12 protein-coding genes and 1 pseudogene are annotated in these 13,321 nt (G+C 36.6%); 11 read left to right on the top strand and 2 right to left on the bottom strand.

Translation table 11 applies throughout. The features are described from left to right. The first annotated feature begins 248 nt into the window (after positions 1-248). From HGJ18_RS09880 to HGJ18_RS09865, 4 genes are all read left to right on the top strand, one after another. Complete coding sequence (locus tag HGJ18_RS09880) at positions 249-773, top strand: hypothetical protein (protein WP_253696206.1); 525 nt, start codon at positions 249-251, stop codon at positions 771-773. A 192-nt stretch (positions 774-965) separates the two neighbouring features. After that, on the top strand, positions 966-1,274 hold the full coding sequence (locus HGJ18_RS09875) for a hypothetical protein (protein ID WP_253696205.1): 309 nt from the start codon (positions 966-968) through the stop codon (positions 1,272-1,274). Positions 1,275-1,291: 17 nt separating this feature from the next. Beyond that, entirely contained in the window at positions 1,292-2,644 is a 1,353-nt protein-coding gene (locus HGJ18_RS09870; protein WP_253696204.1) for a hypothetical protein, read from the top strand. A gap of 80 nt (positions 2,645-2,724) precedes the next feature. Beyond that, entirely contained in the window at positions 2,725-3,060 is a 336-nt protein-coding gene (locus HGJ18_RS09865) for a hypothetical protein (RefSeq protein WP_253696203.1), read from the top strand. A gap of 112 nt (positions 3,061-3,172) precedes the next feature. Here HGJ18_RS09865 and HGJ18_RS12865 read toward each other — a convergent pair. Then, positions 3,173-3,358, bottom strand: a pseudogene (locus HGJ18_RS12865) (hypothetical protein); the annotation flags it as partial. Positions 3,359-3,617: 259 nt separating this feature from the next. Between HGJ18_RS12865 and HGJ18_RS09860 the strand changes: the two are divergent. From HGJ18_RS09860 to HGJ18_RS09830, 7 genes are all read left to right on the top strand, one after another. After that, complete coding sequence (locus HGJ18_RS09860; protein WP_253696202.1) at positions 3,618-4,361, top strand: nucleotide exchange factor GrpE; 744 nt, start codon at positions 3,618-3,620, stop codon at positions 4,359-4,361. 19 nt (positions 4,362-4,380) lie between these two features. Continuing rightward, on the top strand, positions 4,381-6,321 hold the full coding sequence (gene dnaK / locus HGJ18_RS09855) for a molecular chaperone DnaK (RefSeq protein ID WP_253696201.1): 1,941 nt from the start codon (positions 4,381-4,383) through the stop codon (positions 6,319-6,321). A gap of 37 nt (positions 6,322-6,358) precedes the next feature. Beyond that, positions 6,359-7,540, top strand: a complete 1,182-nt coding sequence (gene dnaJ, locus HGJ18_RS09850; protein ID WP_253696200.1) for a molecular chaperone DnaJ — start codon at positions 6,359-6,361, stop codon at positions 7,538-7,540. A 71-nt stretch (positions 7,541-7,611) separates the two neighbouring features. Next, on the top strand, positions 7,612-9,063 hold the full coding sequence (locus tag HGJ18_RS09845) for a PP2C family protein-serine/threonine phosphatase (protein WP_253696199.1): 1,452 nt from the start codon (positions 7,612-7,614) through the stop codon (positions 9,061-9,063). Positions 9,064-9,066: 3 nt separating this feature from the next. Next, the gene (locus tag HGJ18_RS09840) at positions 9,067-11,193 is read left to right on the top strand and encodes a PP2C family protein-serine/threonine phosphatase (RefSeq protein WP_253696198.1); all 2,127 of its coding nucleotides are present in this window, start codon (positions 9,067-9,069) and stop codon (positions 11,191-11,193) included. Positions 11,194-11,202: 9 nt separating this feature from the next. Continuing rightward, positions 11,203-11,526, top strand: a complete 324-nt coding sequence (locus HGJ18_RS09835) for an STAS domain-containing protein (RefSeq protein ID WP_253696197.1) — start codon at positions 11,203-11,205, stop codon at positions 11,524-11,526. Between the two features lie 23 nt (positions 11,527-11,549). Then, positions 11,550-12,350 carry a M15 family metallopeptidase gene (locus HGJ18_RS09830; RefSeq protein ID WP_366793049.1) on the top strand — a complete coding sequence of 267 codons (801 nt, stop codon included), beginning with the start codon at positions 11,550-11,552 and terminating at the stop codon, positions 12,348-12,350. On the opposite strand, the gene HGJ18_RS09825 is transcribed toward HGJ18_RS09830, so the two are convergent. Next, positions 12,347-13,291 carry a cation diffusion facilitator family transporter gene (locus tag HGJ18_RS09825; RefSeq protein ID WP_253696195.1) on the bottom strand — a complete coding sequence of 315 codons (945 nt, stop codon included), beginning with the start codon at positions 13,289-13,291 and terminating at the stop codon, positions 12,347-12,349. The two genes, HGJ18_RS09830 and HGJ18_RS09825, sit on opposite strands and share 4 nt — an antisense overlap. Positions 13,292-13,321: the final 30 nt, after the last annotated feature.

Below are 13,321 nucleotides of genomic sequence, written 5' to 3'. Positions count from 1 at the left end.
ACTTATTTTCCTCATATAAGGTCTTTCTTTTTAGAAAATAAACCGCAAGGGACGCAAAGACGCTCAAGCTCTTGCTTGAGCTGCGCAAAGATCATAAATAAAATTTTTTCTCTTTGGTTTTTGCAAGCCTTTTATTTTTTTACTTTACTTATTAAAAATAGGAATAAAGTAAAAAAATGCATTAAGGATTGTTTAAATAAATTTTATTATACAGGTTATTTTGAAAAGCCTGTAAAAGGAGTTTTTCTATGGAAGATATTCAAACAGTACCAATTCATTGGAAGGAATTTTGTTACTATGAAAGTCTGGCTTTTTCTACAGATGAGAGTTTATATGAACTATTGAATTTTACTCTCAAAGGATTTAAAAATGATAGATATTTAGACAATCCGGGTTTATATGTTTTTTTTATTGTTGACTATAAAGATAGAGTAAAAAAAATATTATATGTCGGCGAATCGTGTGATTCTCCTATAAGGCATAAAATAGCAAAACCTCATATCTTTAAAGATAGCAATGGAAAGGAACATGATATATATTCTGAGATGTTAAATGAAATTATTACAAAGTATTATGATCAAAATATTATTGTGCTCGTTGGAAATCTTATCGGAAATTATTCTGAAGAAGAAGGGAAGGAGTTAATTAAAGCTGCTAAAGATTGTCTGGTTCATTATATAAAACCTGTCTTTAATAAAAAAAATGAGTCGTATCAAAAGAAAATAAATATTGTCAATGGAGGTACATTTCTGCTTAAAAAAGAATATATGTAAAATAAATATTATTTGGGTTTAAGGTTTATTTTTTGGAAATAACAGTAACTAAAATAAGATGAGGATAATGTTCCTATATGATGATAAATATCATAAAAGATTACGAAGTACAAAATATTAAACTTTAAATGTCGTATCTACTGAACAACCGATTAATGGTTGATAAAATTTTAATTTATGGAGAGGAAATTTATGAAAAATTTTACTGCAGTTTTAATGATGAAAGTAACTAATCAAGACCATCAAAATGTGATAGAGGATTTTTCTCCTCACATTGAAAATTTAGGATGGAAAAAAATTGTTTCTGATATTTTTATATTTAAGAAAGAATTTGAGAATTGTCTTGATTCGCGTTATGTAGAATCTAAATGTAGAGATGATATTTTACTAGCTTTAGATTCATCACAAACAATACTCTTTGTTGATTATGCTGTGCTTTTTAATAATGAAGAGATTTTCAAATCATCAATCAGTAATAAGAACAAATTGAAATTTATTTAATAAGGAGAAAATTAGCTATGGAAAAAACTAATTTTAAACTTAAGACTAAGGTCTTAAATCGGGCAGTATTGATTACTGCATTGTTGTTGGTTGCGGGAGTCTTCCTTACAGGCTGCCCGCAAAAAGTAAAGGAAGAGCCCAAGCCTGTTTACTACACTGTAAGTCTTGTGCATGAGGGCGGAAATCTTACAGCGGATCCTGCAATCCAAGGAGGTAAGGCTTTAAAGGACGGCGAAATTACATTTACAGCAAGTCCTGCAAATCCTTCGACCCATGAAGTTGATACATGGGAAGTTACGGGCGGACAGGTACTTGAAGGCGGTGAAGAAGGAAGTGTAAATGTAAAGGTAAAAATTACGGGAGATACTACGGTAAAGGTTACATTTAAGAAGAAAACGCCGTCATTTATCTCCTTTAACATACCCAAGGCTGGTATCTTGAAAGCAGGCACCTCGCTCATTGCAATGGTTAGGGGAATAAACTTTAAAGCTCCCGATGTAGGGCCGAGTAATTTTACCGTAAACTGTGTAGATAATACTTCAGTTACAACCGGCTCTACCGTTACCATCCTAAGCGATTCTGAGCTTACAGTAAACCTAAAAATTCCCGAACAGGTCGGAGATTATACCATAATAATTACAAGTGGAACACGAAGCCTGAGAGGAACCTTTAGTGTAAAAAACTATACCGGATATACTGTAGGAAAGATTGTACTGAAAGATGGAACTCTTGTTGCTAAAGATGATTACACAGAGATAGATACTGCTAATCCGCCTGTCGCAGTATTGATTGGAGCTCAAAATATCTACGATGCAGCTTTAGGTATGGCCCTCCACATAAGTAAGTTCTATCCATATTGGGCAAAGGGTGAAAGTACCGGTTATAATACAAATTTTGAAGATATAATATGTACACCCCAAACATCCAATGCCTCAACAACAACCTTTACCGGAGACATTAACGGCAGCGATAACTGGTATTATATATGCCGCATTGACCCTGACGGTGTGGCAAATGCAGCAGAAAACTATTCTGCCTTTGACTGGGTAAACCGGTATAACACAACATATTCTGCTCAGCTTGGCGGTGCAAATATTGCGTGGTACATGCCGAGTATTCAAGAGCTTTGTCAAGTTTATAAGAACCGCGAGGCAATCAATGAGAGCCTTGCAAAGATACACGGTTTAGAGAATGGAGGCTCCTATGCCGATTTAAGTCTCGGTAACAACGATTTTTGGTCGTCGTCTCAAAGTTCCGCAAAAAGCATATACAATACAGCCATTTACGCGTGGCGTCTCCATTCGCACGGCTTAATTGACGATGTCAGCAAGTATAGCAATGCTAAAGTTTGTTGTGTGGCAGACTTCTAACCGGTTAGGTGGTATTTTTCTTTTTTTTTCGAAAATACCACCTATACCCCCCAAAAAATTATTTTAAGGAGAAATAAAATATGGAATCTAAAAGAATTAATTTAGGTGATAATTTATCTGTTATTATCGAAGATTTATCAAATGCTATATCGACAAAATATAAATTTGTATTTATTGATAAGTTAGAAAAAAAACTTGGAACAGTTTATTTTGAATTTGAAGAATTTACTTCTATTGATGATGAAAAATTAAAATCCATTGAGATGGCTGTAGCTAAATGTGAAAATAATGAGTCTAATATTTTGGAAGAATTTAAAAATATTTTCAATATTGATCGTAACAAAAAATTTGATAGACTTCTTTCTGCTGTAATATTAGTTTTCACTAAAATGAAAGAGAAGAATTGTACCAATTAATATTATCAATTTAACTTTTCAAAACCGCCCACAGGGCGGTTTTGAAAATCAATTAAGTATTAAAATTCCACGATGGATGACGATAGTTAGCCCTTAGAGCAGCACAATTTTCTCATATTGAGGACTCAATTTCCGTTTCGGGAACACCGGTTATTAATAAAATTTCGGAAATAGGGTAACCCCTGTTTTTCATAAGTCTAGCTGTTTCTATTGATTTTTGCTTTAAGCCGTCTGAAAAAACTTTATACCTAGCGTCCATCTCAAAAGTAGATATTAATCTATATTCTTGCCTTGCTTGTATATATTAGGGGGAGAGAACGCCCCGTTCAGAGCTTACCCTAAAGCCAAATTCGCAAAATGGGTCAGGCATAAATAAGAAACCTTGTACTTTTTAATGCCGGTTATTCTTATGCGGGAATAATCGGCGTTTTTTATATATGGAAGCCTCTAATACCGCAATATTTTGCAAATTTTCCACTATGATTTTATAAAACCCCTTGACCCTTTTTTTTTCTATTAGTATCTTCTTATAAGATAAAGTTATAGTTGGAGTTCAAATGAAGAAGAATCATGAAAAACATGCCGACAAAAAAGAGGCTGCTAAGGAGGAACTTGAAAAAGACCTTCAGCCGAAAGATGAGTCTGCGGTGAAAGATGAACAAGGAGCCGGATGCGGTTGCGAAACTTCAAAAGAAAACCCTCAAGAAGACAAAGCAGAGCAAAACAGTTCTACCGGCGGCAAGTGTGAAAAAAATGATGATGTGTTAAGTCCTGAAAAGCGGATAGAAGAGCTTGAAGCTAAATGCAGGGACTGGCAGGATCAGTATTTGCGCAAGGCTGCGGATTTTGAAAACTACCGCAAACGCATGATTAGGGAAAAGCAGGAAGCTATAGACTATGCAAACAGCAATCTGCTTTTGGATCTTGTACAGGTGCTCGATGATTTTGACAGGGCTATTGATGCAGGCAAAACGCAAGGCGGCGAGGCCGCAAACAATGCCTTTGTTGAAGGCGTTGTGATGATAAAGAACCAGATGGTTTCTATGTTGAGCTCAAAGTACGGTCTCAGCTATTATCCTGCAAAGGGAGAAGCCTTTGACCCCAACCTTCACGAAGCCGTTTCAATGATTCAGTCTCCGGATGTAAAAGAGGCTGTTGTAGGAGAAGAGCTTCAAAAAGGCTACAAACTAAAAGAAAGAGTGATTCGTCACTCCAAGGTAATGGTACTAATGCCTGCCGAAAAGCAGGATGAAAAAAAGGCGGAAGAAAGCGAAGCCGCCGATAAAAAAAACGAAAATTAGGTTATAGGAGATATTGAAAATGGGAAAGATTATTGGAATTGACTTGGGAACAACAAACTCTTGCGTATCGGTAATGGAAGGCGGCGAGCCCGTCGTTATACCGAACTCTGAAGGCGGAAGAACTACTCCGTCCATTGTAGGCTTTACCTCAAAAGATGAAAGGGTTGTAGGCCAGCCTGCAAAAAACCAAATGATTACCAACCCTGAAAGAACCGTTTATTCGGTAAAGCGCTTTATCGGCCATCGATACAGCGAGCTCACTGATGAATTAAAACGCGTTCCCTACAAAATCGTACCTCAGGGAGAAGATGTACGAATCGACATTGACGGAAAACTTTATTCCACACAGGAAATTTCCGCCTTTATTCTGCAAAAAATGAAAAAAACAGCCGAGGACTATCTGGGCGAAACCGTAACCGAAGCCGTTATAACCGTTCCGGCTTATTTTAATGATGCTCAAAGACAGGCAACAAAGGATGCCGGAAAGATTGCCGGCTTGGAAGTAAAGCGAATCATAAACGAGCCGACAGCCGCTTCCTTGGCCTTCGGTTTTAACAAGGATTCTAAAAAAGAAAAAACAATCGCCGTATACGACCTTGGAGGAGGAACCTTCGATATTTCTATTCTTGAATTGGGCGACGGTGTTTTTGAAGTAAAATCTACAAACGGAGATACCCACCTCGGCGGTGACGATTTTGATAACAGAATAGTAAACTGGCTTGTTGACGAGTTTAAAAAAGATACGGGCATTGACCTATCTAAAGACAGAATGGCCTTACAGCGTTTGCGCGAAGCCGCTGAAAAGGCAAAGATTGAGCTTTCTTCGGTTGCAAACACAGATGTAAACTTGCCCTTTATTACAGCCGATGCAAACGGGCCTAAGCACTTACAAAAGAGCTTATCCAGGGCAAAGTTTGAGCAAATGACCGAAGATCTCTTTGAAAGAACAAAGGAGCCTTGCCGAAAAGCCTTAAAAGATGCGGGTATCACTCCCGATAAAATCGATGATATTCTTTTGGTCGGCGGTTCGACGCGAATGCCTAAAGTTTTGCAGATTATAAAAGAAATTTTCGGCAAAGAAGGTTCTAAGAGCGTAAACCCCGATGAAGCCGTAGCAATGGGTGCCGCTATTCAGGGCGGTATCTTGGGCGGAGACGTTAAAGACGTTCTTCTCTTGGACGTTACTCCTCTTTCTTTGGGTATAGAAACGATGGGCGGTGTATTTACACCCCTTATCAACCGAAACACTACGATTCCGACAAGGAAGAGTCAGGTTTTCTCGACGGCTGCCGACGGACAGACTGCAGTTTCTATCCATGTATTGCAGGGAGAACGAGGTATGGCCAGCCAAAACAGAACACTCGGTAATTTTGACCTCGTAGGTATTCCTCCCGCACCGCGCGGAGTTCCGCAGATTGAAGTTACCTTCGATATTGACGCCAACGGTATCGTTCATGTTTCGGCAAAAGACCTCGGAACCGGAAAAGAACAGCATATCCGAATCGAAAGCTCAAGCGGTTTAAGCGAGAGCGAAATCGATAGAATGGTAAAAGAAGCTGAAGCCAATGCCGAAAACGATAAGCTTGAAAAAGAAAAGGTTGAAGCAAAAAATAATGCCGATTCTCTTATTTATCAAACCGAAAAAACTCTCAAAGAAATGGGAGATAAGATCGGTGCTGCCGATAAGCAAAAAATTGAAGCTGCAATAGCCGATTTAAGACAGGCTCTTAATTCCGATAATACGGCTGACATTAAGGCAAAGACCGAAAACCTCCAGCAGGCAGCCTATAAGATTGCAGAAGAAATGTACAAGCAGCAGGGAGCTCAAGCAGGAGCCGATCCTAATGCCGGCAGTTCTCAGGGTGCTCAAACGGGAACCGATTACGGTACTTCAGGTCCCAAAACCGGCACTGCCGATGATGTTGACTATGAAGTCGTAAATGATGATAATGATAAATAAATTTTAAAACTTAATAAACAGGAACCTCTAGAAGCTGATGTTTTTAGAGGTTCCGAAATTTTTACACTGGGAGTTTTTAGTGCCGGCATCTAAAAGAGACTATTATGAGGTTTTGGGCGTAGATAAAAAAGCCTCAAACGATGACATCAAAAAAGCATATCGAAAATTAGCAATCAAATATCATCCCGACAAAAACCAAGGGGATAAGGCTGCTGAAGAAAAATTTAAAGAAGCAACCGAAGCTTATGAAATTCTTATCGACGAAAAAAAGCGCAGCATGTATGACCAATTCGGCCATGCCGGCGTAGACGGAATGTCGGGCGGCGGAGGTTATGATCCTTCCGCCTTCCAAGGTTTTGAAGACATTTTCGGCGGAAGCTTTTCGGATATTTTTGAAAATCTATTCGGAGGAGGGTTTTCTTCCCGCTCATCAGGTTTCGGAGGCCGTCATGCAGGTCCTGTCCGCGGTTCTAACCTGCGCTATGATCTTCAAATTTCTTTTGTTGATGCCGTTTACGGTAAAAAAGCCGAGTTAAGCTATACCCGCAATGAAAAATGTACAGAATGTCATGGAACAGGCAGCGAAGCCGGAAGCTCAAAAAAAATGTGTCCCGATTGTAAGGGTACGGGACAGGTACGCCAAAGTACCGGTTTCTTTTCTATATCGAGGCCATGTCCTACCTGCGGCGGTGAAGGCTCCATAATCGAAAAACCCTGTAAAAAATGCGGCGGAAACGGCTTGGAGCGCAAAAAACAGCGTATAATCGTTACTATTCCTGCCGGTGTCGAAAACGGAAAACGGATTACAATTCCCGGTCAAGGAAATGCAGGTCAAGCCGGCGGAGAATATGGAGACCTCTTTGTTTTCATCTTCGTTCAAGCCCATCCTTATTTTGAACGGAACGGAATAGACCTCTACTGTGCAGTTCCCATTTCAATGACTCAGGCTGCATTGGGCGGAGAAATAAACATCAAATCTCTCGATGAAAAAACATTGAGACTAAAAATTCCGGCCGGAACACAAAACGGAAAACTTTTAAGGATTCGAGGTGAAGGTGTTCCTACAGGAATAGGCCGAAGGGGCGATCTTTATATTCAAATTCAAGTGCAAATTCCTTCAAAATTGTCATCAAATTCCAAGAAACTTTTGCAGGAAATTTCAGAGCTTGAAGGTGAAAATGAAAATCCTAATCTTATCCCTTTAAAAGATTTGCCTTAAAAAATTTTACTTTACACTTTATTTTTATTTTATTTTATGATATAATACCCTCTAAGCTGGAGAAAATCATAATGATAAAATTACGTAAATTACTTTCAAATATTCTAATAAGTGTTGGGATGGGGAGTGTTTTTGCTCTCTTCTTGATATTTGTCAGCCCGAGATTTTTGTTTTTAGGTAAATTTTATTCGGCTAATGATATGACTCTGGCTTTGAGCCGATTGGAAATGATTCCTGAGATAACACAGATTCACCGTTTTATCATAGGATCCTTGGTTTTTGTTATTGTTGCAATCTTTGCAGACTCTCTTATACGCAGCTTTTATAAGAAAATAGAAAGTAGGGCGTATGATAAGCCTAAAACTAAGGTTTTTGCGGATTTTTTGAAGAAAATTCGGTTTTGTTACACCATAGAAAATTTAATAGATACCATACATAATGAGCTTGAGTATTCGGGCGACTGTTCGGTAATGATTGTAGATACCATAGAAAATATCGTATTATATAATAGTACTTCAAGATTTATTTCCTCTCCCGAAACTTTTGCTTCTTTGCATGAAATTACAGTAGAATACAAGCCCGGAGTTTATTTTTTTAATGCAGATATGCAGGCATGTAAACTTAAAGATGCACGTATTGCTGCGGTAGTCCTAGAAAAAATACAATTTTTTATTATTTGCGGATATTTTAACGAGGTTGAACCTGAAATTTTTAATACACTGTTTTCGGAATTTTTGAGTTATCAAAACAGGGTTACTACTCTTGAACAGCTTTTATACTTTTCGGAATTAAGCCAGGAATGGAACATGGTTGCCAACACACAAAAAGCCTTCTTACCTCAAAAGCTCCCTGAGATGCCTATGCTTGAGTTGGCGGCTTATTTTAAACCTCTTGTAAACGTATCAGGGGATTATTATGATGCCATAAAAGTTGATGAGCATAAAACCCTCCTGGTTGTCGGGGACGTTTCCGGGAAGGGCCTTTCGGCTGCATTGGTTATGGGTATTGTTGTAAATACAATCAAAATAGCAAAAAATAAAGAAGATCTTCCTGCTCTTGTGTTGGCAGTAGACAGCGCCATAAAAAGAATGGGCCTTTTGGATAAGTATACGGTTTTATTTTTAGGTTTAGTTGATACCGAAAAAATGACTATAAAATATGTTAATGCCTCAATGGAAGATCCGATGATACTTACGGAATCTCCCGACGGCTACAAGGTAAAGGTACTTGAATCTACTTGCAGTATTGTAGGTATCATTGACTTCGATAAAATAGAAGTTCATGAAAGGCCTCTTTATCGAGGTGATGTTATTTTGATGATGACTGACGGTGTTCCCGAGTCTATGAATAATGAAGGTGTTGAATTAGCTGAGACCGATATGTACATAGAATCTATAAAATCCTTTGTTCAGTATAGTGCAGATGATATAGTGCAGAAAGTTGCCGGCATGGCTTATGCTCATGCAGGTAATCAGCCCATGAGAGATGACATTACTATAATGTGTGCTAAGGTTAAGGGGTAAGGTATGGGTCTGATTGTTTTTGAATTCTTTTTTCTTGTTGTTTTAACGATATTGGCTATAAGCCTTATTTTCAAAAAAGAGCCTTATGCAAAACATCTTTTTATGGTTGCCGGAATGACGGTAATAACGACCTTGCTATTTTTGACCTTAATATTAGCATTATATTTTAATTTTTCCGGTGCGGCTTTTATTATATCTAAAATTTTCATGATAGGGATGGTTTCGATTTCATTTTTTACCTTGCAGTTTACCGTTAAAATGCCTTATTTTGAGCGTAAGAAAAATGTTCCTTTTACAGTGTTTAATAGTATTTTACATTTAGGAATTACTGCATTGGTAATTTTCTTTATAAAAGGTTTCTTTTGGAATCCACTATCAGGTTTTAAATTCACATCGGTTATGATAGCGGGAAATCCTGCCTCAGATATTTTTGAAAGGATAGTCCTTTTGGTTGTACCTGTTTTGGCGATGTTGATTTCTATATATAAAGTTTTTAAAGAAGAAAGTATAATTTATAGGCAACAGATGATAATTTATTTTCTGGCCCTTCTTTTTAGCGTAATTGTTTGGAGTCTTGTATATTATCTTTCTACTATTTTTTCATGGGCAATAGCTATAACACCTTTTGGATATCTGCTTTTGCTCTTCTTTGCTTCATTCGGATTTTCAACCTCAATGGTATATGATAGAAAACAGTTGTTCCTTGCCTTATTGAGGTTTTTGGTTTTTATCTTAGTGTTTGCCGCAGTAACAGGTTATTGGGCTTCGTGGGTTCTTACCTATGTCCGTAATTTTTATCTTCAGGTTGTTTTGTTGATCGTAGGGGCTCTTATTTTTCTTGCTATTAGGAATTTTGTTTCTCAAAGGTTTAAATGGCTTTTGGGTAATACTTCCGAATATGCGAAGGCCATAGAAGAAAAATTGCAACAAGTTGACTATACGAGAGGCCGTGAAAAAGTTATGGAAGATTTTTCTAATATTTTATTGAATCATCTAAATGCCGACTCTATCAATATTTTGATTGCCGGTGAAAATGAAATATTGGAACCTGTTTATTCGACGCTGAATGTAACTTCTACTTTTGATGCAGCTCAACCTATTTTTAAATTTTTATTGAATGAAAATATTCAGGTTATAATGAGATCTCAAGTTTTGACAAACCCCGTTTTTTCCGATGTAAGAAGTGAATTGATAGGCTTTATGAACCGTATGTATGCAGAAATATTGATTTGTGTACGTGAAGGTCAAAAATTGATAGGCGTTATTTCCATTTCTTCTAAAAAAAGAAAAGAGGCTTATACTACATATGATTTTGATGTTTTAAATAGTCTTTATTCTTATTTCTTTTTAGTTGTTTACTATTTAAGAAATATTGTAAAACAGGATATAGTCCTTATTCTTGATAGAGAAATAGAAATGTCCGATCAAATTATCGGTTCAATTCAAAAGAACATAGATATTGTCGAAAAAAAAGTTATTGATGTGGATTCGGTCGCTTTTTCGGCTCATCAATTGGGAGGCGATTTTACCGACTTTATTAGATTGTCTGAAGATAGATATTTATTTTTGATAGGAGACGTTTCCGGTAAAGGCTTGAGTGCAAGTATGTCAATGGTTATTTTGAAGTCTGTTCTTCACACATACCTTTCAGAAACACCTGACTTTAAAGAGCTTGTAATAAAAATAAATACGTTTATAAAGGAAAATTTGCCAAAGGGAACGTTCCTTGCAGGGCTTTTCGGTATTATAGATTTTAAAACCACAACAATATATTATCTTAACTGCGGTATTCCCCTCATGTCCATGTATATTGATTCTTATAAAAATGTTATCGAAATACAGGGAGAGGGAAGGGTTTTAGGTTTCGTAAAAAACATACGCCCCTTTTTAAAGGTCCGAAAAATCACAATGAACCGTAACGATATTATAGTATTTACGACTGACGGTTTGTTGGATTCCAAGAACTTAAAAGGCGATAAATTCGGAAATGATAGAGTAAGCCGTTTAATTGCAGTAAATAGAACTAAGTCTGCTAAAGAGATTTCTAATGCAATATATAAAACATTCTTGGATTATATTGCTCATGAAATTGAAGATGATATTACTATTATGACATTTAAACATATATAAGGAAGTTTTATGGAGAATTTAATTATTAATGAATCACAAGTATCAGGATGCTTATTATTAGCTATAGAAGGCTCTGTTAATTTATATACATCCGGTGATTTTGAAAAAAAAGTATATTCGGCAATTAAAGATCATGATACAATTTTGGATCTATCAAAGGTAACATCATTGTCGTCGTCGGGAATTGGAGTGCTTATGTCTGCTCATAACGATAGTGAGGATAACGGACACAAGATGTATGTGCTGAATCCGGCTAGGGATGTTAAAATGGCTCTGGATTCAACAGGTTTTTCCGATGTGTTTAATATTATCCATTCCATTGATGAGATATAAAAAGTTTTAATTTGTTTTAAAATATGTATTTTGCTCTAAAGAAAATTTTTCCTCTGTTTCTATTTTTTGTATTTATTGTTTCTATTTATCCAAATGATAAAATCTCTGATGAAGATATATATAAAAAAGTATATACGTATATTTCAAAACGATTTCCTAAGCAAATTTTTAATAAAATAAACAATAATCGTGAGATTTTTTTTAAGGACTTAAATGTTGTTCTGAAAAGTGAAAAAGAAGATGAATTGATTTTGGTAGATAAGCTTAATTTTCTTGATAAGTACTATGAGCCTAAAAATATTATATTGCTCTATGATGTAAAAGATAGAAACTATATTCTGGATCGTGCCAATATATATCTTGCAAAAATTGCGGAGAGGCCCTTGCAAGAAATGGCAAAAGCTGCAAAAAAAGAGGGCATAGCAATAATGGTAAGCTCAGGCTATCGTTCTTATACCTATCAGGCAAATCTTTTTTCAAAATATGTAAATGTGTATGGTAAAAAAGATGCTCAGTTTTTTTCTGCACCGCCCGGAGCAAGTCAGCATCAACTGGGTACCGTAATCGATCTAGGCAGTATTGATGATTCTTATGCCGATACTGCTGAAGGGAAGTGGATGCTTAAAAATGCTTGGAAATACGGTTGGTCCCTATCCTATCCTAAAGATTTGGAGCATATTACAGGCTATAAATGGGAGAGCTGGCACTATAGGTATCTGGGAGTTGAGGCTTGTAAATTTCAAAAAGAATGGTTCGGCGATATTCAGCAATATATGCTGGAATTTATTGATCTTTGGAAAAAAGAGAAAGCAAAACTTAATTAGTTGTTTACATCTTTTTCGGATAAACCGAAGCCTTCCTCTTCATGGTTATGTATCCCATACGGTTCAATGTGTACCATCACATCATAAACATTTTCTATTTTTTCTTTAATTGCCGAAGTTACCTTTTCTGCAATGCTGTGGCCTTCGCAGATGCTCATTTCGGCATCGACTTCAATATCCAAATCTATATCTAAAAGGTTTGCCATCCTTCTTATTCTTGCGCGGTGAGGATTATGAGCCCCTTCAACGGAATTTACAGCCTCAAATAATTGTTTATATAAAATATCGTTTGTATTTCCGTCCATTAATTCAACATTCAGTTCCATAAAAAGCTCTATACCCGATTTCATAATCCAAAGGCTTACGAGGAGGGCTGTAACTGCATCGAAAATAGGAGCTTTAAAAAAGCGGGAAATTGCAAGACCTGCTAAAACCGAAGCGGAAAGGATTACGTCATTTTTCATATTTTTTGCATTGGCTTGAATCATCATGCTGCCGGTTTTTTTCCCTATAATATACTGGTTTAGGGCTAAAAGAAGTTTTATTGCAATCGAAGATACCGTAACGATAACTGCAAGTATATGAGGCATCAGAATAGTTACGGTTCCTTTATAAACATTTATTAGTTTTCCCCCTGCTGTAAGAAAGAGTTGAAAGCCTGCTGTCATAATTATAAAGGCTAAAATTAAAGAAGCCATAGTTTCTGCCCGCTGATGGCCCCATGGGTGTTCCTTATCCGAAGGTCTTCCTATTATAAAGCTTACTGCAAGGGTCATAATAGAAATGGCAACATCTGTAGCAGAGTCAATTCCGTCGCCGATTACTGAAAGACTGTTTGCATAAATTCCTATTACAAGTTTTGCGATGCATATTATTATGTTTCCTATAAGAGAAATTAGGGAGGCAATTCTTACAAGTTTTATTCTATTACCGCTATTCATTTCTTTATTATATCAAAATAAAATAATAAA

Origin of the sequence: Treponema denticola, assembly GCF_024181405.1 — a bacterium.
In the GTDB taxonomy this organism is placed as follows: domain Bacteria; phylum Spirochaetota; class Spirochaetia; order Treponematales; family Treponemataceae; genus Treponema_B; species Treponema_B denticola_D.
The sequence above is the reverse complement of the archived record's forward strand: the minus strand, read 5'-3'. Positions and strand labels throughout refer to the sequence as shown.